Source organism: Brevundimonas staleyi (assembly GCF_041893865.1).
GTDB lineage: Bacteria > Pseudomonadota > Alphaproteobacteria > Caulobacterales > Caulobacteraceae > Brevundimonas > Brevundimonas staleyi.
Genome location: NZ_CP169082.1, coordinates 3,597,184 through 3,616,338 on the forward strand (window position 1 = coordinate 3,597,184; position 19,155 = coordinate 3,616,338).

The following is a 19,155-nucleotide window of genomic DNA, read 5'->3' on the forward strand; positions in this document are numbered from 1 at the left end:
GCGGCGTCCAGCGGCAACTGTGCGTCGAACCGGCTTGACCGTGGCGGCGCGCGCCCCCTACGCCTGCATATCCGTCTCGCTGGAGTTCGTCATGACGCGCCTCGCCTCCAAAAATCTGGCGCTCGCCGCCGTCTCCCTGATCGCCCTGCTGGCCGCCCCGGTCGCGGCCCAGACGATCGAACAGAACGCGGTCGCCGCCCACATCGGCTTCCTGGCGGGCGAGGAGCTTCAGGGACGCGGCAGCGCCACGCGGGACGAGGCCATCGCCGCCGCCTATGTCGCCGCCCAGTTCCGCCTGGCGGGCCTGACCTCGGCCCCGACCATGGACGGCTATCTGCAGCGCGCGCCCGTGACCATCACCACCCCGTCCGGCGCGGCCGCCCTGTCGGCGGGCCAGACGCGTCTGGCCCAGGGCGACGACTTCGCCATCCTGACCGGCGGACTGACGGCGGCCTCGGGCGTAGTGACGGTCGCCACCGACCCCGCCGCTCCGCCCGCCGGGGCCGAGGTCCTGATGATCGCCCCGCCGGAGGGGCCCTCCATTCGCGCCGTCTACGGGGCCGCCATGCGCAGCGGCGCCAAGGTCGTCATCCTGCGTCGCACCGCGGCCCTGGCCGAGGCCACGGCCCACAGCGCCCCCCGCGCCCCCTCCATCCGCCTGTCCGAGACCCCGGCGCGCGGCGGCCCGGCCGTGCTGGTCCTGTCGCCCGAGGCCTATGACGCCTTGGCCGCCGCCGGTGGAACCGTCGCCTACGACCCCGGCCAGGTGAAGATCGAGGAAGGCGTCACCACCAACGCCATCGGCTGGCTGCAGGGGTCGGACCCGTCCTCAGGCGTCCTGATGATCTCGGCCCACCTGGACCATATCGGCGTCCGCTCCGACGGCGTCGTCATGTACGGCGCCAACGACGACGCCTCCGGCACGGTCGCGGTGATCGAACTGGCCAAGGCCCTCGCCGCCAACGGCCCGCATGAGCGCAGCATCATGTTCGTCGCCTATGGATCGGAGGAGGCGGGCCTGTTGGGCTCCCGTTACTTCGTCGACCACCCGCCCATCCCGCTGGAGGAAATCGCCGCCAATCTGGAGATCGAGATGATCGGCGACCAGGATCCGCAGCTTCCGGCCGGCGTCATGATGATGACCGGCTTCGAGCGCTCGAACTTCGGCCAGGCGTTGAAGGATCGCGGCGCCCTGGTCGGACCCGACCCCTATCCGGAACAGAATTTCTTCCAGCGCTCGGACAACTACGCCCTCGCCCTGAAGGGCATCGTCGCCCACACCATCTCCGGCTGGGCCACCATCCCGACCTATCACACGCCCGAAGACACGATCGAGAACCTCAACATCCCCTTCATGACCAACGCCATCCAGTCGCTGGTCGAACCCCTGAAGGCGATGGCCGACGGGGCCTTCACCCCCGAGTGGGCCGAAGGCGGACGGCCGGAAGCAAGGTAAGTTCCTTCTCCCCTTGCGGGAGAAGGTGGCCGAGCCCCCCGGTCCGATCTCTGATCGGCCGGAGGACAGGCTATGCGAGGTCGGATGAGGGGTGACCGCAGATGTCACCGATAGGCGTCTGCTCGCCTCATCTCGTCTGCGTCCTCGTACCCCTCATCCGTCGGGCTCCGCCCGCCACCTTCTCCCGCAAGGGGAGAAGGGTCATTGAATGCCGAACGCGTTCTCCACCCGCCCGATCCAGTCCCTGATGTTCGGATAGGCCGCCAGATCGAACCCGCCCTCATGCGCCACGCGCGTGTAGGCGACCAGCGCCAGGTCGGCGAGCGTCGCTCCCTGTCCGCCCGCCAGCCAGCCGACACCCGCCAACCCCGCCTCCATCCGCGCCAACGCGGCGTAGCCCCGCTCCATCAGGCGCGGCTCGACCTCGTCCGCCGACTTGCCCGCGTAGACGCGCTGGAACCGGGCCACGGCGACATAGGGTTCGTGGCTGTATTGCTCCCAGAACAGCCATTCCAGCATCTTCGCCCGCTCCCAGGCGTCGGACGGGATCCACGGCGTCTCCTCGGCCAGATGCAACAGAATGGCGTTCGACTGGGCCAGGGCCCGGCCGTCCTCGAAGACCACGGTCGGCACCTGACCGAACGGATTCAACAGGAGAAATTCCGGCGTCCGGCTTTCGCCCGACATGATATCGACCGCGACCCATTGATAATCACACCCGAGCGCGTCGAGCATCCACTTGACCTTCAAGCAGTTGCCCGAACGAATATCTCCATGAATAGTAAGCATCGCGCCCCAGCAAAGGATTTCCGATCCGTCTATACTGCTATCGCGATTTCATACGTTGCCCAACCCCGGTTCCGCTTATCTCAGGCAACGGTTGACTGATCCATCCGCAGGTGGGGATGAACCGTCCCAGCGGAGCCATTGGACACATTTCTGCCGCAGGCGCGAACGACAAGCCCGCCGCCGGTACAGTTCTGGGGACCGGTGTCACTATGAGTTCGATCTGTGTTCGACACCCTCGCGGCGTTCGCCATGCTTTGGGCTGCAGCCTTCTCGGCTGGAGATCCGGTGCCCTACGAAACGGCCGTCGCGGCCGATCCCGTGGTGGCCGTGAGCCCTGATAACGCGAACGACAGCGAGGCGGTTGCACCCGAACTGACGGCCGAACAGGCCGCCCTGATGGCCGAGGATCCGGACTGGAGCGCCAAGGCCAGCCTCTATCACGCCGGCGGCGGTGGAGCGACGGGCAACGATTCGCTCGGCTGCCGTCCCGTCCCGATGCGGACCCTGGCCACCGACCCGCGCGTCATTCCCCGTCGCACCAAGGTCTTTATCCGCGAGACCGTGGGCATGCGGATGCCGAACGGCGCCGTCCACGACGGCTACTGGTACGCCTCGGACACCGGTGGCGCGATCCGCGGCGAGCGCGTCGACCTCTACACGGGCCACGGTCGCAACTCGATGCAACCGGTCCTGCGCTTCAACCAGCGCAACCTGACCCTCACCGACGCCGGCCGCTTCGACGGCTGCCCGCCGGCCTGGAACACCGCCTCGAACTAAGGCCTCAAACCTCGATCGCCATCAGAGGCGTGAAGCCCGTCGCTGTTTCGAGACGCAGTCGATATCGCCCCGGCCTGAGGAACAGCGTCGCAGGCCCGCCCGCATCCGCCACCAGAAACTGGTCCGCAGGGATCGCCGGATCGGGCTCAGCCGCGGGAATGGCCTGAAGCAGTCGCGGCCCCGCGCCCGCCGGAACCTCAGCCGCCACGCGGCGCCGCGCCGGATCCGTCGCCAACCAACCCGGTCGCCCCTCCACATCAGGCAGCGCCGGGTGCAGCACCATCAGGTCAGCGCCCTCCCCGGTCAGCTCGGCGTCCGTGGCTGCGCTGACGGGTCTCGTCCCCGCCGGGACCAGGACGACCGGCATCGTGGGCCGGAACCGCTCCAGCAGAGCCACGACCGGAGGCGCGTCCTCGGTATGCGGACCCCACGCGCCGGTCTGGGCCTGACCGATCGTCAACGGATCGATGCCGGTGTCGTGCTTCAGCCTTCCAGCGAAGGGCGGCCCCCTCTCGCGCAGATGACCATAGCCGACGAAGACCAGAACCCGCATCGCCGGATCGGCCTCCAGCGCGGCCCGCAGATTGTCGGCCTGGGCCTGTTCCCGCACGACGGTCGCCACGTTCGAGAGGCTCGGCGAGTCGGACAGCTGATCGTCGCGTTGCTCATAGGCCACCAGGCCATATCCAAGCTCGCGCGCCTGCCGCACCGCTTCGGCGAAGACCGGGTCGCGGGTGTACCACCCGTGCTGGAAACGCAGCGGCTCCTCGGGCCCCAGCCGATTGACGCCGTCATCGAAGGCCTCGGCCGCCAGGTGGGTGAACCCTTCGGCCCTCAGCCGGGGCAGGAGCCGCCCCAGCAAGGCCCGATGCCGCGAGGCCACATGGGCTTCGTTCAGCATCACCACGCGATGGCCGCGCGAGGCCTCGACAATGGCGTCGATCGCGTCGATGGCGTCCAGATCGGCGGTCGGATCCGGTGTGATCACGGACAGCCCGGCTCCCTCCAGGGCGACGCGTTCCTCGCTGAGGAAGGAAGCGTACTGGGATTTCCCGTCCCGCATCACCATCTCGACATGCTCGGCCTGTTGCGGACCCAGCACGACGATGGCGCGGGCCCGTTCGCCCACATCGTCGAGAAGCTCGATCCAGCGCGGGAGGTAGCGCCCTTCCCGGACCATCAGGCCTTCCGCCGTCACGGGCGGCTCATCGACCCGGATGAAACCCGGCGCCATGGCCGCGACGGCCCCCGCCGCCATGAACTCTCTGCGTGTCGATCTCATGCGCCCTCCGTTCCGGGAGGACATCTGCGCTTCAAGGTTGAATTGAGGCGGCGCCCTTCAGAACCGGCGTTTGCCGCTGACCGTCTCGAAGAACATCCGCCAGTCGCCCATCAGGCTCCACAGCGGGTATTTGAAGGTGGCCGGGCGGTTCTTCTCGAAGAAGAAATGGCCGACCCAGGCGAAGCCGTAACCGATCACCGGCATGGCGGCGAACCACCAGGCGTTGACGAAGACGCCCAACGCCAACGCCACCAGCACCAGGGCCGATCCGACGATATGGATGCGTCGGCAGATCTGGTTCGAGTGCTCGTGGATGTAGAACGGATAGAAGGCTTCGAACGAGGCGAAGCGTTCTCCACTGGCGGGCGTCTGGCTCATGGGGTCAGCTTGCGCCCGAAAACCGGCGGCTGACAAGTCGGGCGATCAGCCTCCGACGCCGGCCCAGAGCAGGGCCAGACCCAGGGTCCCCACCGCGATCCGCCAGTAGGCGAAGGGCGCGAACCCGTGCTTGGACACGAAGTTCAACAGGAACCGCACCACGAACAGGGCCGTCACGAAGGCGGTGACGAAGCCCACGGCGATCAGGCCGACGTCCGTGAAATCCAGATCGTTGCGGCTCTTGAACAGGTCATAGGCCACCGCCCCGCCCATGGTCGGCAGGGCCAGGAAGAAGGTGAACTCCGCCGCCGACCGCTTGTCCGTGCCCAGCAGAAGCCCGCCCGCCACCGTCGCGCCCGAGCGCGACACGCCGGGCAACAGGGCCAGACACTGGAACAGGCCGATGATGCCGTAGACCCGGAACGGATAGGTGTTCACGTCCAGATATTTCGGGACCTTCTTCATCCGGTCGAGCAGCAGCAGCAGCACCCCGCCGACGATCAGGGCGATGCAGATCACCACCGGGGTCTCGAAGAAGATCTTCTTGATGATGTCGTACATGAAGACGCCGGCGAAGGCGGCCGGCAGGAAGGCGATCACCACCCCGATGATGAAATGCCGCGCCTGTTTGTCGTGCGGCCAGCGGGTCGCCAAGGCCCACAGGCGTTGGAAATAGACGCTGATGATGGCCAGGATCGCGCCCAGCTGGATCACGATCTCGAAGGTCTTGCCCTCGCTGTGGAAGCCGATGAAGTGGCCCAGCAGCAGAAGATGGCCCGTGGAGGAGACCGGAATGAACTCCGTCAGCCCCTCGACCAGCCCCAGGATGATCGCCGCGATCCAGTCCGACATTGTGTCCCCGCCTCAGGCTCGCGCTCAGTCGCCAGCCGGTCTGGCGCCCACATAGCGCAGACGCGCCCGGATAGGCGAGCCGTCGATGATCTGATCCAGGGCATGGGCCATCAGACCTGTGAGCCGTCCGATGAGCAGGACGTCGGACGCCCCGTCGCGCGGCAGATCCAGCCGTCGCGCGATGACGGCCAGCGCCGCCGTGAAGCCCGCGCGCTGACCGCTGGCCGCCTCGGCCTCGCGGATCACGGCGGTCAGGTCCTGCGGCAGTTCGGCCAACGCAAGAAGCGCATCGGCGCGGGGATCGCCGTGCGGGAAACCTTCATTGCCGAAGCCGGGGATGGCGCCGTCCGCCGCCATCCGCCGCTGCGCCGCGCCGGCCGGATCGCGTCGCGCCTCGGCGACATAGGCGATGGCCTGGGTCAGGGTGCGGGCCGTCGGGGAGCCCGCCGCCGTCACCAAACCGGCGAAGGCCGCCCCCGCCGGGGACGCCCCGCCGGACGCCGCCGCCCGCGTCGCCAGCACCGCCGGGTCCAGATCCAGATCGGCCGCCAGCACCAGCGCTCGCCTCAGATGCACGCTGTCGCGCTCCAGCATTTTCCAGCCGCGCGCCAGACGCTGATGGAAGAACAGGCGCGGACCGGGTCCGGACACCGCATCCACCACCTCGTTCATCGCCGAGGCCGCCTCGGCCTTCAGCGCCTCGGGCGAACGGCCGGTCGAGGAGCGATCCTCCTCCGCCCGCCGGGCCAGGGCGGCGAACAGTCGCGCCCGGTGCGAGGCCCCGCCCGCGGAGTCCACGCGCACGCCCAGCCCCGCGAACGGATTGACGTCCTCGGCGCCCCACAACAGCCGCGCCGTCTCCTCGACGGTGGCGTTCTGGGCCCACTGGGCCACGTCGCGCCCGCGATAGTAGAGCCGGCCTTCGGTGATCTGGCTGACCGTCGACTGGATCAGGCTTTCGCCCTTCACCGCCGGCGGTTCGAAAGACACGACGACGCCGGGCGCCTCGCCCGAGCTCGCGCCTTTCAGCCGGGCCACGTCGGCGGCGGCGTACAGGCTGCGGCGCGGATCGGCGGGATCGGGGCGGGCGGTGATCCGGCCTCGGCTGACATAGGCGTAGAGGGTCTGGGTCTTCACCCCCAGCAGCGACAGGACCTCGGCGCGCGGAATCCACCGATCCCCCGCCTCACCGTCCCGCTCGCTCACGCCCAACGTCATCGGCCCCATCCCCGCCGTCACGGTTAATCGACGTGCACCATGAGGCGCTTTCGTGACCGCAAGCCTAACGCGGGTCTGTGTTTCGTCCTTCCTTGGCAACCGACAGGCGATCGGCGAAAAGAGGCTTAATGACCTCCCCCGTCACGCCGCCGCCCGAGCCCACTCCGAAGTCCGGTCCCAAAGGCGGGCCCAAGGACGGGCCATGGGGGTCTGCCGTGACCCTGTCGACGAACCAGATCACCCGGCTGTCGGTCGGGGTCGCCATCCTCTTGATCGCCTTGAAGGCCTTCGCTCTGGGCGCCTCCGGGTCGGTGTCGATCCTGGCGTCGCTGGCGGATTCCTCGCTGGACCTGATCGCGTCCCTGGCCACCTTCTTCGCCGTGCGCTGGGCCGCCGCCCCCGCCGACGCCGACCATCGCTACGGCCACGGCAAGGGTGAGTCCATGGCCGCCCTGGTCCATGCCGGTCTGGTCTTCGCCTCGGCCGTCTTCATCGGCTGGGAGGCGCTGCATCGGATGTTCGACCCGCGCCCCGTCACCGGCGGCCCCTGGGCCGTGGGCGTGGTGGTCATCTCCATCGTCGTGACCGCCCTTCTGGTCTGGCTCCAGACCCGGTCGGTCAAGGCTTCGGGCTCCATCGCCGTGGCGGCCGACCGGGCCCACTACACCGCCGACCTGGCGTCCAACGCCGTGGTCCTGATCGGCGTGGTCTCGGGCGCCTTCCTGGCCGCGCCGGGCCTGGACGCCGCCGCGGGCCTGGTCGTCGCCGTCTGGCTGTTCTGGGGCGCGTTCGGCGTGCTGAAAGGCGCGGGCGACCAGTTGCTGGACCGCGAGGCGTCGGACGCCGACCGCATCGCCCTGACCAACGCCGTCCTGTCCGATCCCCGCGTCGGCGGGGTGCATCAGCTTCGCACCCGCATGTCCGGCAGCCGCATCATCGCCCAGATGCACATCGACCTGGACCGCACCCTGTCGTTCGAGGCGTCGCACGACATCGTCGTCGCCGCCGAGGACCGGGTGAAGGCCGCCTTCCCCGGCGCGGACGTCCTGATCCACGCCGACCCACGCGGACCCGCGACCCCGGCCGTCCCGGTTTCGCCCTTAGCGTAAACGAGCCTTTAACGCCGGTTGGCGCAGGAGGGGGCGATGTCCGCGAACGTCCTGTTCCATTTCCCCTTCGATCCCGGCAGCCGCGCCGCGCGTCTGGCGCTCGGTGAAGCGCGCATCGAGTGGACCGAGGTGCTGGTCCGTCCGTGGGAAGACGACTGCCCCGTCGGCGACCTGAACCCGTCCGGCATGCCGCCCGTGCTTCAGGTCGAGGGCCGGCCCTCCCTGACCCTGTGCGAAGTCGGCGCCATCCTGGGCTGGATCGAGGACGCGCAGAAGGGGCCGCTCCTGATGCCCGCCGACGCCGCCGAGCGCGCCGAGGTCCGCCGCCTGACCGCCTGGTTCGACCGCCGCTTCACCGACGAGGTCAACGCCGTCCTGCTGCACGAGCGGATGGAGAAACCCCTTCTCCGCCTCGGCCCGCCCGAGGCCCGGATGCTGCGCGAAGGCCGCGAGGCGCTGAAGCATCATCTGGCCGTTTTCGAGGACCTGCTGGCGAAACGCGACTGGCTGGCGGGGCGTCGCCTGTCCCAGGCCGACATTGTCGCCGCCGCCCACCTGTCGACCCTGGACTATTTCGGCGAGATCTCCTGGGCCAACTGGCCGGGGCTGAAGACCTGGTACATGAAGATCAAGTCGCGCCCCTGCTTCCGCCCGTTGCTGGCCGACCGCTTCCAGGGTCTGGCCCCGGCGCCGCATTACGCGGATCTGGATTTCTAGCGCCCCTCTCCCCTTGCGGGAGAGGGAGATCGCGCACGAGAGCGAAGCGATCGTCCTGGCGCGATCGGGTGAGGGGTGACACTCCCTCCCGTCAGGCGAGCACCGGACATATCGCATCCGCATCCCCGTACCCCTCATCCGTCGGGCTTCGCCCGCCACCTTCTCCCGCAAGGGGAGAAGGACTGATAGATCGCTCCCATGTCCGACCTCCGCGACATCCTCCGCCAGAAGGCCGCCGAACTCGGGTTCGACGCCTGCCGGTTCGCGTCCGCCGCCGAGCCCTGGACCGCCGGCGAGCGCCTCGCCCATTTCGTCGAGGCCGGTCGGCACGGCGAGATGGGCTGGATGGAGACCACGCTGGAGCGCCGCAGCCACCCCACCGCCATGTGGGACGGGGCGAAGACGGCCATCGTTCTGGGCATGAACTACGGCCCCGAGGCCGATCCTCTGCCGGAAATGGCCGACCGCTCCGCCGGCTACATCTCCGTCTATGCGCGCGGCGACGACTACCACGAGGTCATCAAGGGCCGGCTGAAGACCCTGGCCGGGCAGCTCGCATCGCGTCTGAACGCCGAAGTGAAGGTCTTCGTCGATACCGCCCCCCTGATGGAAAAGCCGCTCGCCCAGCGCGCCGGGCTGGGCTGGCAGGGCAAACACACCAATGTCCTCAGCCGCGACCACGGCAACTGGCTGTTCCTGGGCGTCATCCTGACCGCCGCCGAGATCGAGCCCGACCCGGCGGAAAAGGAGCACTGCGGCTCCTGCACCGCCTGTCTGGACGCCTGTCCGACCAACGCCTTCCCCGCGCCCTTCCAGCTCGACGCACGGCGGTGCCTGTCCTACCTGACCATCGAATACGCAGGCCCCTGGCCGGTCGAGTTCCGCCCCCTGACCGGGTCCCGCATCTACGGCTGCGACGACTGTCTGGGTGTCTGTCCGTGGAACAAGTTCGCCGCCGCCTCGCGCGAGAGCCGACTGACGGCCCGCGCGGCCTCGGTCAGTCCGAGGCTGGCGGACCTGGCGGCGCTGGACGACCCGTCGTTCCGGGCCCTGTTCTCCAAGAGCCCGATCAAGCGGATCGGGCGGGACCGGTTCGTGCGGAACGTTCTCTATGCGGTGGGGAACAGCGGGGATCTGGCGCTGGTGGAGAGCGCGGAACGGCGGCTGGACGACGCATCGCCCGTCGTGCGTGGGGCGGCCGTGTGGGCGTTGTCGCGGCTGGTGAGCGCGGAGGCCTTCGCCGAAAAATGTGATGCGAGGCTGTCCGGTGAAGAGGACGAAAGCGTCCGCGCCGAGTGGTCCCTTCTCCCCTTGCGGGAGAAGGTGGCCGAGCGCAGCGAGGTCGGATGAGGGGTGACCGTAGATGTCACCGGTGAGCTGTCTGCTCAGCCGATCTCGTCTGCGTCCTCGTACCCCTCATCCGTCAGCCTTCGGCTGCCACCTTCTCCCGCAAGGGGAGAAGGACGCTCCTACCCCTGCGCGATCCCCACACCCCTGCCGCCGCCCGGCACCGGCGCCACGTCCAGCAGCTTGATCCGGAACACCAGCACCGAGTTGGGCGGAATGTCCGCCCCCTGCCCGCGCTCGCCGTAGCCCAGCTCCGGCGGCAGATAGAGCATCCACTCGTCGCCGACCTTCATCCGCTGGAGCGCCTCGGTCCAGCCGGGGACGACCTGCTCGGCCGTGGTCACATAGGGCTGGCCGCGCGAGAAGGAGCTGTCGAACACCGTCCCGTCGGTCAGGGCGCCCTCGTAGTCCACGCGGACCAGATCGTTCCGGTCCGGCGAGGGCGCGCCCGACGGCCCCGACTGCACCACCTTGTATTGCAGGCCCGAGGGCAGGGTCTGGACCCCGTCCGCCTTGGCGTTCGATTCCATGAAGAAGGCCGCCGCCCGCGCATTGGCTTCCAGATCGGCCGCCCCGCCCGCATCGCCCCGGTTGCAGCCCGCCAGGGCCAGGACCGAAATCACCGCGGCGGTCGTCGCCGCCCTAGCCCATACGGAGTTCATAGCCGCGTTCCTTCAAAGCCTCGCCGATCTCGTCGGCGTGGGCGCTATCGCGCGTTTCGACCATGATGTCGAACTCGGCGCCCTTGGCCGGGACGTCGAGCGCCAGACGGTTGTGGACCACGTCGATGATGTTGCCGCCCAGCCCCCCGATCACCGCCGCCATGGCCGACAGCATCCCCGGCCGGTCGTCGCCGAGGATCCGGTAGACGATCAATCTCCGTTCACGGACCAGTTCGCGGTTCAGCACCACGGCCAGCATCCGCGCGTCGATGTTCCCGCCGGTCAGCTCGATCCCGACCTTCATCCCCCTGAACCGCTCAGGGTAGGCCAGGAGCGCGGCCAGGCCTCCGGCGCCCGCGCCCTCGCACACCGTCTTCTCCAGCGTCGCCATGAAGGAGACGCCGCGTTCGAAATCGGCCTCGTCCACCACGAAGACCTCGTCGATCAGGTCGTTGGCCAGGCCGAAGGGGATGTCGCCCACCGCCTTGATGGCGATGCCCTCGGCGATGGTCTGGCCGGTGCAGACCGGCGGCCGGCCCGCCCGCTTGGCGGTGAAGGACGGGTATCGGGCCGCCTCGACGCCATAGACCTTGATGCCCGGCTTGATGGCCTTGGCCGCGATGGCGCAGCCGGCGATCAGACCGCCGCCGCCGATCGGCACGATCATGGCCTCGATGTCCGGCGCATCCTCCAGGAACTCGATGGCGCAGACCCCCTGCCCCGCCACGATCCCCTCGTCGTCGAAGGCCGAGACGAAGACATAGCCGCGCTCGGCCTCCAGCCGCTTGGCCTCCTCGGTCGAGCCGGAGAAGTCCAGGCCGTGAATCACCACCTCGGCCCCGTGCTGGCGCGTGCCGTTGATCTTGGCGAAGGGGGTGCCCTCCGGCATCACGATGGTCACGGGCACGCCCAGACGACCGCCGTGATAGGCCAAAGCCTGGGCGTGGTTGCCGGCCGAGGCCGCCACGACGCCGCGCCGCCGTTCCTCGGGGCTCAGCAGCAGCAGGCGGTTCAGCGCGCCGCGCTCCTTGAAGCTGCCGGTGAAATGCAGGTTGTCGTACTTCACCCAGACCTCGGCCCCGGTCAGTTCCGACAGGCGACGGGAGTAACGCACCGGCGTGCGGTCCACCTGTCCGGCGATGCGGCCCTGGGCCGCCTGGATGTCTGCGAATACGACTGTCATGGGGCCCCTGTAGACCAGCTTGGCGGGGGCTTCGAAACGGTCCGCCGCTCTGTTATCCGGGTCTTGTGGCGCCCGCCGTCAGGTCCCGCAACCTTGACCTTACGCCTGCGTTAGGCGTCATGTGGCCTCGCCCTTCGGGCGATTCCGCGTGTCCGTTCGTGAGAGATTCGATGTCCATGCGCCTTGCTCCCGCCTTCGCCGCCGTCGCGACCGTCGCCGTTCTGGCCGCCTGCGCCCCCGTTCCGGGTCCCGGCGGCTATGGCCCCGCGCCGTCAGCCGCCTTCAACGCCGCGGACTTCGGCTGGTCGACGCGCGCCGGAACGGCCGGGATCAACGGCACGGTGGCCTTCGGTCGCGACGGCCAGAGCTTCGCCTGCACCGGCTCGGTCGCCCTGACGCCGGACACGCCCTACACCCGCGCCCGCTTCCAGGCCCTGTACGGCTCGATCGAACAGGCGGCGGTGCCCGAGCCCGTGGTCCGCGCCCGCACCGTGGCCGACCCCAACGCCGACTACCGCTCCTATGTCCGCTCCGCGACCTGCGAGAACGGCCGGTTCCGCTTCAGCGGCCTGCCCGACGGCGGCTGGTTCCTGATCACCCCTGTCAGCGCCGGCGGCGACCGCATCGTCCTGATGCGCCACGTCGTCACCCGCGCGGGCACGAGCGCCAACGTCACCCTGTAAAGCGTCCGACCCCAACCGGCGGGCCGGTCCCGCCTAGCCCGAGGCGTTAACCATGAAGGCCCTTGCCGTCGCCGCCGTCCTCCTGACCGCCTCCGCCGCCCCGGCTCTGGCGCAGAACTGGAGCTATCCGGATCAGGCCCGCTCGTATTCGAGCTACGGCCGCTACGGCAACGACTACAACGGCCAGCAGGACCGCCCCGGCGACTATCGCTGCGACGCCTATTGGGACCGGGCCCGCGACGACTGCGACGCCCGCTGGCGCGACCAGCGGCCGTTCCGCTCCTACAGTTCCTACGGCTCGGGCCATCGCCCCAACCGCTACGGCCACGAACGCGACGGCGGCGGCTACGTCTACCAGCCCTACAACCAGGGGACCCAGTATTACGGCGCCTATGGCCGCCCGGATCAGGTCTATCCCGGCTCGGGCTACGGCGGTCAGGTCGGCGGCGGTTCCTACGGCGGCGGATACTCCAACGGCCGCGACGTGAACCGTTCGGCCTGGTGCGCCTCGCGCTACCGCTCCTACGATCCGGTCAGCGGCTACTACCGCGCCTATTCGGGACGACTGGTCTTCTGCGGATAACCGCGATCGTCCGATCACGGATTCGCGCCTGAACGCCGTTCGCCATTTTTCGGACGCACCGCCCCCGCTTTCCTCGGCCTCAACCAGTCGGGGAGTGCTCTCGTGTCCCAGCACAACATCATCGGGTCGGAAGCGTTCGACCGTTCGCCGTTCGTCATCATCCGTTCGGTCCGCACGGGCGGCATGCGCCGTCGTCAGGCCCGCACGGCCACGGCCTTCATCGCCGGCGCCGGCGTGACCATCGTCGGCGGCATCGTGGCGGCCGTGATCGCCTTCGGCCCGGGCCTGGCCGGGGGCTGACCTCCCCGCTTTTCCCTCCCCCTGCGGGGGAGGGTGGCTGAGCGAAGCGAAGCCGGGTGGGGGCGGCAAGGCAAGGCCCCACAGAACCCCATCCTCGCCGTCCGTCGCCACGTCACGCGGCCGCCCCCACCCGGTCGCTACGCGACCACCTTCCCCCGAGGGGGAGGGAGATTCAGGCTTCTAAGCCAACCACACCATCATGCGCGTATCGATGTCCGCCTGACGCGCGCGGCTGAAGGCCTTGCGAGTCTCGCCGGTGTAGAGGAACCCCGCCTTTTCCAGCACGCGTCCCGACGCCGGGTTGTCGGCGAAATGACCGGCCACCAGGGCGCGCCGCTTCCACCGCTTGGAGGCCCACACCAGGGCCCCTTCCAGGGCCTCGGTCGCCAGACCCCGACCCCAGAACTCGCGACCGATCCAGTAGCCCGTCTCGGGCACCCGATCCTCGTCCTCGAACAGGCCCAGGACGCCGACGACGCCGTGGTCCTCGTGCTCGATGACGAAGGTGTTGGCCTTGGCCGGGTTCTGGGCGGCGACGGCGATGACGAAGTCCTCCGCATCGCCCTGTCCGAAGGGGTGCGGCATTCGCTTGGTCATGCGGGCGATGTCATGGTCGTTGGCCAGGCGGGCGATGGCCGGGATGTCCTGGGCGCCTGGAGCGCGCAGGACCAGGCGCCGGGTCTCGACGACCGGAGAGGTTTCGATGATGCACATGGCGTTGGCCTCGATGACGGTCCGCCTCCTTGGAGGGCTCGGGCGGACTTCGAAGCGGGGAAACGCAAAAGGGAGCCTGGTGATCCAGACTCCCCGCGGATTATTTCCCTTGGTCCGGATCGGCTGCTTTTTTGAAGCAACGCGATCCGAAATCCGTATCGCGTTACTCGGCGGCGAGGGCCTGTTGGTCGTCATTCGCCGGAATGATCGACACGTAACAACGGCCGTTGGCTTTGGTCGTGAATTTCACGGCGCCGTGCTCGGTGGCGAACAGGGTGTGGTCGCGGCCGAGGCCGACGTTGTCACCCGGGTGGAACTGGGTGCCGCGCTGACGCACGATGATGTTGCCGGCCACGACTTTCTCGCCGCCGAACTTCTTCACGCCGAGGCGCTTGGACTGGGAGTCGCGACCGTTGCGCGACGAACCACCGGATTTCTTGTGAGCCATCTGAACTCTCTCTTCGCTGCGCTGCCGGCTCTAGGGCTGGACCAGCGCGGTCTCGTCGGTTCGCGCCGTGGGGCGCGGTTGAATCTTACGCTTCGTCGGTCTCGGCGGGCTTGGCGGCCTTCTTCGCCGGAGCCTTCGCAGGCTTGGCCGAACCCTCGACCACGGCGGCTTCGACCTTGGCCGAGGACTTGGAGCCCTTGGCGACGACCGTTTCCGTCGAACCCAGGTCCGAGGTCGCGGTGCGCGACGCCAGGTTACGGGCGCGCAGGTTGATCTCGGCCTTGGTCATCAGGTTGACCTTGCCGTCCCACTTGGCGGTCTCGCCGGCGCCTTCGATGCCGGTGATGCGCAGGACCGATTCCAGCTGGCGGTGGCCGTTCGTACGGCGGTAGCCCTGGCGGCGGGTCTTCTTGAAGATCTTGATCTTCTCGCCCTTGCGGGTCTCGATCAGGGTCGCGCCGACGAAGGCGCCCGACACCAGCGGCGCGCCGACGGTGACGCCCTTGTCGCCGCCCAGCATCAGGACGCTGTCGAACTTCAGTTCCTGACCGGCGTCGCCGTCCAGCTTCTCGACCACGATCGTGTCGCCCGGTTGAACCCGGTATTGCTTGCCGCCGGTCTTGATCACCGCGTACATGTTGGAGCCTCAGCGTAACGCAAAAAAGGATGCGCCCGCCGGGTAGACCCCGCGGGCGAAGAGCGGCGACATATACGGACCGGCCCCTCGGAGTCAACGCGAAAGGCGGGTTTTTGGGCCTAAAACGGCCTCCGCCCCTCCTCCGTCATCCTCGGACTTGATCCGAGGATCGGATGTTCCGCACGCATGACGAAGATGTAGGGCGCGGACCGATGCCGATCTTCCGCATCTGCTTCGCCCTGCGTCCGATCCTCGGATCAAGTCCGAGGATGACGATGGCGGGATGGTCGTGTCATGACGCCTACGCGCCACGAGGGGAAGACGCCATGACCCAGACTGCCGACCGCCGGGTCATCGCCGCCCGCCGCATCGTCCATCATATCGCCGAACACCTGCAGGGCGACCTGTCGCTCCAGCTCTGGACCGGCGAGCTGATTCCCCTGGGCCCGAACGCCCGCGACGACATCCGCATCGTCCTGGCCGATCCGTCCGCCGTGCGCCGCCTGATCCTCAAGCCCGGTCTGATGACCCTGTTCGAGCTCTATGCGACCGGAGACGTCCGCATCGAGGGCGGATCGCCGCTGGAGGCCGCCGATCGCTGGGACCACGGCCGCGCCGTCCACCTGCCCCGCCGCGTGAACAAGGGGCTGATCGCGCGCGAACTGATTCCCTTCCTTCTGGACGGCTCGAAACGCAGCGTCGGCGACGCCGCCTACGACCCCACCGGCGAGGCCGGCCAGCGCAAGGACAAGTCCGCCCGCAAGGACAAGGACTTCATCTCCTTCCACTATGATGTCGGCAACGACTTCTACGGCCTCTTCCTGGACCCGGAGATGGTCTATTCCAGCGCCTATTACGCCGACGCCGACCAGTCGCTGGAGGACGCCCAGACCCGCAAGCTGGACTTCATCTGTCGGAAGCTCCGCCTGAAGCCCGGCCAGAAGCTGCTCGATGTCGGCTGCGGTTGGGGCGGTCTCAGCTGCTGGGCGGCGCAACATTATGGCGTGACCGTCCACGGCGTGACCCTGTCGGAGGAACAGCTCGCCTTCGCCCAGGCCAAGATCGCCCGCCTCGGCCTCCAGGACAAAATCACCCTCGAGCTCAAGGACTACCGCGACCTCGACATGACCGAGCATTTCGACGCCATCAGCCAGGTGGAGATGTTCGAACACGTCGGCTTCGCCAACCACGACCGTCACTTCCTGGAGATGCACCGCCTGCTGAAGCCCGGCGGCCTCTATTTCCATCAGGCCTCGACCCGGCGCGGCGGTCGTCACCTCGGCAACATCACGCCCCAGACCACAGCCACCCGCACCATCGGCCGCTTCATCTTCCCGGGCGGAGAGCTGGACACCATCGGCATGACGGTGACCAACCTCGGCCGTCTCGGCTTCGAGGTTCTGGACGTCGAGGACCTTCGCGAGCATTTCCAGGCCACCACCGCCGAATGGTCCCGCCGCCTGATGGCCCGCCGCGAGGAAGCCATCGCCATGATCGGCGAGGAGCGCACCCGCCTCTGGCTCATCTTCTTCGCCATGTGCGCCAAGGGCTTCGAGCGTGGCTCCATCCTCGTCTACCAGACCGTCGCCCAACGCCGCCGCGCGGGCCCCAGCGGCGTCCCGCTGGATCGGGGCAGTCTCTATCGGTGAGGCCTTGAAATCGCCGTTTCCGGTCGGACAGTCTCACGAACCGTAAAGCTTGCCGGGGTTGTTCCATGCTGAAGCCGCTCGCCGTCGCCCTGGGCCTGTCCCTGGCGTGTCTCGCCGTCGATGCGGCGGCTCAGGAGCCGGCCTCGGTCGTCGCCACCCGCACGCCGGACGGCATGGTCGTCCGCTACGCCCTGCCCGCCCCCACCACCCGCGTCGTCTTCGCCGACAAGGACATCATCCGCGACCGCTGGAGCGTCGCCACCCCCGGTCTGACCCTGGCCGAAGGCGCCATCACCTCCGACCAGCCGTTCGATGCGTTCGAGCTCCGGATCCTGCCCGACGCCGCAGAGGTCGATCGCATCTATATGGGCCTGACCCGCGCGGGCGACGGCCGGGTCGTCTACGGCCCCGGCCTGAAGCTGGAAGGCATGGAGACCACCCTGGGCTTCGACCTCGCCGAGGGCGAGACCACCCTGCCGGAGACCGGCGGGATCGAGGGCTATGCCTGGGTCGGGCCGGCGAGCGACGTGACGGCCGAGGGCGACGCCGCACTGGTTCTGGGGACCAATGTCGATCCCGAACTGAAGACCGCGCTCGGCGAGACCTTCTCCAGCGCCCTCGCCTTCTATCACGCCCGGCTCGGCGCGGACCTGCCGACGCGCGCCACCCTGGTCGGCAGCGTCGACAGCCCCGGCCCGGCCCTGTTCCGCGGCGACGTCACCGACACCGGCGTCATCTCCGTCCGCTTCCACGGCGAGGCCTGGCGTCAGGAAATGCCCCTGGTCACCCCCTTCGTCTGGCATGAGGCCTTCCACCTCTGGAACGGTCACGGCGTGGAGCTTCGTGACGGCGACAGCGCGCCCTGGCTGCACGAGGGCGGGGCCGACTACGCCGCCGTCGTCGGCGCGGTCACCGCCGACGCCATGAGCGAGACCACCGGCCGCGCCCGCATCGCCCAGGGCCTGAACGGTTGTCGCCGCAGCCTGGCGGACGCCGATCTGGACCCCGCCAAACTGCGATCGGGCAGCGGCCCCTACAGCTGCGGCATCCTGATCCAGTGGATCGCCGACCTGGAGGCCCGCAAGGCTGGAACCGGCGACGTCTTCACCCTGTGGAAGACGATGCTCGACGCCGCCCGCGTCAGCCCGACCGGCTACGGCGCCAGCGACTTCCGCACCCTGATCGGCCCCGACAGCGCCGTCGCCGTCCTGCTGGATGGTCCGGGTGCCACCCGCTGGGCGACGATCCGGTCGCGCCTGTCCGACCTCGGCGTCACCCTGGAGAACCGTCCCGACGACCGGACCCTGCGCGGAACCGCCCTGATGCATGTGGCCGAACAGAACTGCCCCACCGGCTCCTACGGCTTCTACGACAATCCCGGCGAGCTGAAGCTGGACGGCGCGAACTGCGGCGCCCTGTCGGGCGAACCGATCATCGACACGATCGAGGGCTTCGATCCGCAACGAGCCAGCCGCGCCATGTTCGACGCCGTCCAGGCCCGCTGCGCCGCCGGTCTACCCGTCCGCTACGGCGCCCGCGACGGCCGCACCCTGGAGGCGACCTGCGACAAGCCCCTGGCCGAACCCGAGGTCTGGGCCATCGCCGAGGCCCCGCCGCTGTCGGTCAAAGCGCCCTGACCGAAATATCGGCCAAAAGTCCGCGACGCCCCTCGACCGTTATAAAGTAACACGCTATAGGGCGATCAATGTCGCCGCCCGATCTCGAACAGCCGGTCCTGATGCCCCTCCTCGGGGGCGGGTTCGTCGCGGCCTTTCTCCATGCCGCCCTGCCGACCCACTGGCTGCCGTTCGTGCTGGTCGGACGCGCCCAGCGCTGGAGCCTGACGAAGAACCTTCTGGCCGTCGCCGCCGCCGGTCTGGCCCATATCGCATCCACCGCCGTCGTCGGCTCCCTGATCGTGGCCGCCGGCATGGCGCTGGACGAGATCGTCGCCGGCCTCCTGCCGCACCTGTCCGCCATCCTCCTGTTCGGCTTCGGCGGCTTCTATCTGATCAAGTCGGCGATCCGCCGCCCCGTCATGGCAGGCGGCCCCGCGCTGGACCTCGCCGAGCCCAGCGTCAGCCACGCGACCGCCTTCTGGGGTCTGGTCGCCGTCATGGCCCTGTCGCCGGGCGAGGTGCTGCTGCCCATCTATATGTCCTCGGCCCAGGAAGGCGTCGCCGCCCTGATCCTGCTGACCGGCGTCTTCGCCGTCGGCACCATCCTCGGCATGACCGTCTTCACCACCCTGGCCCGCGCCGGCGCCTCGGTGCTCAAGCTGGAACGCTGGGCCCGGTACGAGGGCGCCGTGCTCGGCCTCGCCCTGATCGCGATCGGCCTTCTCGTCGTGCTCCACCAGCACTAATAGAGT

At 68.8% G+C, this 19,155-nt stretch carries 21 protein-coding genes; 11 read left to right on the top strand and 10 right to left on the bottom strand.

Annotated features, from left to right (window positions below; genetic code table 11):
• The first annotated feature begins 19 nt into the window (after window positions 1-19).
• Window positions 20-1,456 carry a M20/M25/M40 family metallo-hydrolase gene (locus tag ACETK8_RS18065; RefSeq protein WP_374037207.1) on the top strand — a complete coding sequence of 479 codons (1,437 nt, stop codon included), beginning with the start codon at window positions 20-22 and terminating at the stop codon, window positions 1,454-1,456.
• Between the two features lie 201 nt (window positions 1,457-1,657).
• Here the strand turns inward: ACETK8_RS18065 and ACETK8_RS18070 are convergent, their stop codons facing one another.
• Window positions 1,658-2,191, bottom strand: coding sequence for a glutathione S-transferase family protein (locus ACETK8_RS18070; RefSeq protein WP_374037208.1), 534 nt, complete (start codon window positions 2,189-2,191; stop codon window positions 1,658-1,660).
• Window positions 2,192-2,467: 276 nt separating this feature from the next.
• Here ACETK8_RS18070 and ACETK8_RS18075 point away from each other — a divergent pair, with 276 nt between their 5' ends.
• Complete coding sequence (locus tag ACETK8_RS18075) at window positions 2,468-3,022, top strand: 3D domain-containing protein (RefSeq protein ID WP_374037209.1); 555 nt, start codon at window positions 2,468-2,470, stop codon at window positions 3,020-3,022.
• Between the two features lie 4 nt (window positions 3,023-3,026).
• Here ACETK8_RS18075 and ACETK8_RS18080 read toward each other — a convergent pair whose 3' ends face one another.
• From ACETK8_RS18080 to ACETK8_RS18095, 4 genes are read right to left on the bottom strand one after another with little or no spacing between them, the layout of a single operon-like run.
• On the bottom strand, window positions 3,027-4,304 hold the full coding sequence (locus ACETK8_RS18080) for a hypothetical protein (protein WP_374037210.1): 1,278 nt from the start codon (window positions 4,302-4,304) through the stop codon (window positions 3,027-3,029).
• 57 nt (window positions 4,305-4,361) lie between these two features.
• Window positions 4,362-4,682, bottom strand: a complete 321-nt coding sequence (locus tag ACETK8_RS18085) for an Mpo1-like protein (RefSeq protein ID WP_374037211.1) — start codon at window positions 4,680-4,682, stop codon at window positions 4,362-4,364.
• 45 nt (window positions 4,683-4,727) lie between these two features.
• A complete protein-coding gene (locus ACETK8_RS18090) occupies window positions 4,728-5,534 on the bottom strand; it encodes an undecaprenyl-diphosphate phosphatase (RefSeq protein ID WP_374037212.1) in 807 nt (268 codons plus the stop codon).
• A 24-nt stretch (window positions 5,535-5,558) separates the two neighbouring features.
• Complete coding sequence (locus tag ACETK8_RS18095) at window positions 5,559-6,752, bottom strand: citrate/2-methylcitrate synthase (RefSeq protein WP_374037213.1); 1,194 nt, start codon at window positions 6,750-6,752, stop codon at window positions 5,559-5,561.
• A 215-nt stretch (window positions 6,753-6,967) separates the two neighbouring features.
• On the opposite strand from ACETK8_RS18095, the gene ACETK8_RS18100 reads away from it, so the two are divergent.
• From ACETK8_RS18100 to queG, 3 genes are all read left to right on the top strand, one after another.
• Complete coding sequence (locus ACETK8_RS18100; protein ID WP_374037214.1) at window positions 6,968-7,861, top strand: cation diffusion facilitator family transporter; 894 nt, start codon at window positions 6,968-6,970, stop codon at window positions 7,859-7,861.
• A 36-nt stretch (window positions 7,862-7,897) separates the two neighbouring features.
• Window positions 7,898-8,578: a glutathione S-transferase family protein gene (locus tag ACETK8_RS18105; protein ID WP_374037215.1), complete on the top strand. Its 681-nt coding sequence runs from the start codon at window positions 7,898-7,900 to the stop codon at window positions 8,576-8,578.
• A 198-nt stretch (window positions 8,579-8,776) separates the two neighbouring features.
• The gene (gene queG, locus ACETK8_RS18110; RefSeq protein ID WP_374037216.1) at window positions 8,777-9,928 is read left to right on the top strand and encodes a tRNA epoxyqueuosine(34) reductase QueG; all 1,152 of its coding nucleotides are present in this window, start codon (window positions 8,777-8,779) and stop codon (window positions 9,926-9,928) included.
• A 119-nt stretch (window positions 9,929-10,047) separates the two neighbouring features.
• Here the strand turns inward: queG and ACETK8_RS18115 are convergent, their stop codons facing one another.
• Together ACETK8_RS18115 and ACETK8_RS18120 are read right to left on the bottom strand one after the other, a co-directional pair.
• Window positions 10,048-10,587, bottom strand: coding sequence for an FKBP-type peptidyl-prolyl cis-trans isomerase (locus ACETK8_RS18115; RefSeq protein ID WP_374037217.1), 540 nt, complete (start codon window positions 10,585-10,587; stop codon window positions 10,048-10,050).
• Window positions 10,568-11,770, bottom strand: a complete 1,203-nt coding sequence (locus tag ACETK8_RS18120; protein WP_374037218.1) for a threonine ammonia-lyase — start codon at window positions 11,768-11,770, stop codon at window positions 10,568-10,570. Before ACETK8_RS18120 ends, ACETK8_RS18115 begins: the two co-directional genes overlap by 20 nt.
• Window positions 11,771-11,946: 176 nt before the next feature.
• Between ACETK8_RS18120 and ACETK8_RS18125 the strand changes: the two genes are divergently transcribed.
• The 3 genes from ACETK8_RS18125 (at window position 11,947) to ACETK8_RS18135 (ending at window position 13,336) form a co-directional block, all read left to right on the top strand.
• Window positions 11,947-12,453 (top strand): hypothetical protein, encoded by a 507-nt coding sequence (locus ACETK8_RS18125; RefSeq protein ID WP_374037219.1) that lies wholly within the window; start codon window positions 11,947-11,949, stop codon window positions 12,451-12,453.
• Window positions 12,454-12,505: 52 nt separating this feature from the next.
• Window positions 12,506-13,036, top strand: a complete 531-nt coding sequence (locus ACETK8_RS18130; protein ID WP_374037220.1) for a BA14K family protein — start codon at window positions 12,506-12,508, stop codon at window positions 13,034-13,036.
• A 102-nt stretch (window positions 13,037-13,138) separates the two neighbouring features.
• Window positions 13,139-13,336, top strand: a complete 198-nt coding sequence (locus ACETK8_RS18135) for a hypothetical protein (protein WP_374037221.1) — start codon at window positions 13,139-13,141, stop codon at window positions 13,334-13,336.
• Window positions 13,337-13,516: 180 nt separating this feature from the next.
• On the opposite strand, the gene ACETK8_RS18140 is transcribed toward ACETK8_RS18135, so the two are convergent.
• The 3 genes from ACETK8_RS18140 to rplU all read right to left on the bottom strand — a co-directional run bounded on the left by ACETK8_RS18140 (window position 13,517) and on the right by rplU (window position 15,135).
• Window positions 13,517-14,050, bottom strand: coding sequence for a GNAT family N-acetyltransferase (locus ACETK8_RS18140; protein ID WP_374037222.1), 534 nt, complete (start codon window positions 14,048-14,050; stop codon window positions 13,517-13,519).
• Window positions 14,051-14,213: 163 nt separating this feature from the next.
• A complete protein-coding gene (rpmA, locus tag ACETK8_RS18145) occupies window positions 14,214-14,498 on the bottom strand; it encodes a 50S ribosomal protein L27 (protein WP_374037223.1) in 285 nt (94 codons plus the stop codon).
• Between the two features lie 85 nt (window positions 14,499-14,583).
• The gene (gene rplU, locus ACETK8_RS18150) at window positions 14,584-15,135 is read right to left on the bottom strand and encodes a 50S ribosomal protein L21 (RefSeq protein ID WP_374037224.1); all 552 of its coding nucleotides are present in this window, start codon (window positions 15,133-15,135) and stop codon (window positions 14,584-14,586) included.
• 326 nt (window positions 15,136-15,461) lie between these two features.
• On the opposite strand from rplU, the gene ACETK8_RS18155 reads away from it, so the two are divergent.
• The 3 genes from ACETK8_RS18155 (at window position 15,462) to ACETK8_RS18165 (ending at window position 19,149) form a co-directional block, all read left to right on the top strand.
• Entirely contained in the window at window positions 15,462-16,784 is a 1,323-nt protein-coding gene (locus tag ACETK8_RS18155; protein WP_374037225.1) for a class I SAM-dependent methyltransferase, read from the top strand.
• A 65-nt stretch (window positions 16,785-16,849) separates the two neighbouring features.
• Window positions 16,850-18,421 carry a hypothetical protein gene (locus ACETK8_RS18160; RefSeq protein WP_374037226.1) on the top strand — a complete coding sequence of 524 codons (1,572 nt, stop codon included), beginning with the start codon at window positions 16,850-16,852 and terminating at the stop codon, window positions 18,419-18,421.
• 68 nt (window positions 18,422-18,489) lie between these two features.
• Window positions 18,490-19,149 carry a hypothetical protein gene (locus tag ACETK8_RS18165; RefSeq protein WP_374037227.1) on the top strand — a complete coding sequence of 220 codons (660 nt, stop codon included), beginning with the start codon at window positions 18,490-18,492 and terminating at the stop codon, window positions 19,147-19,149.
• The last annotated feature ends 6 nt before the right edge of the window (window positions 19,150-19,155 follow it).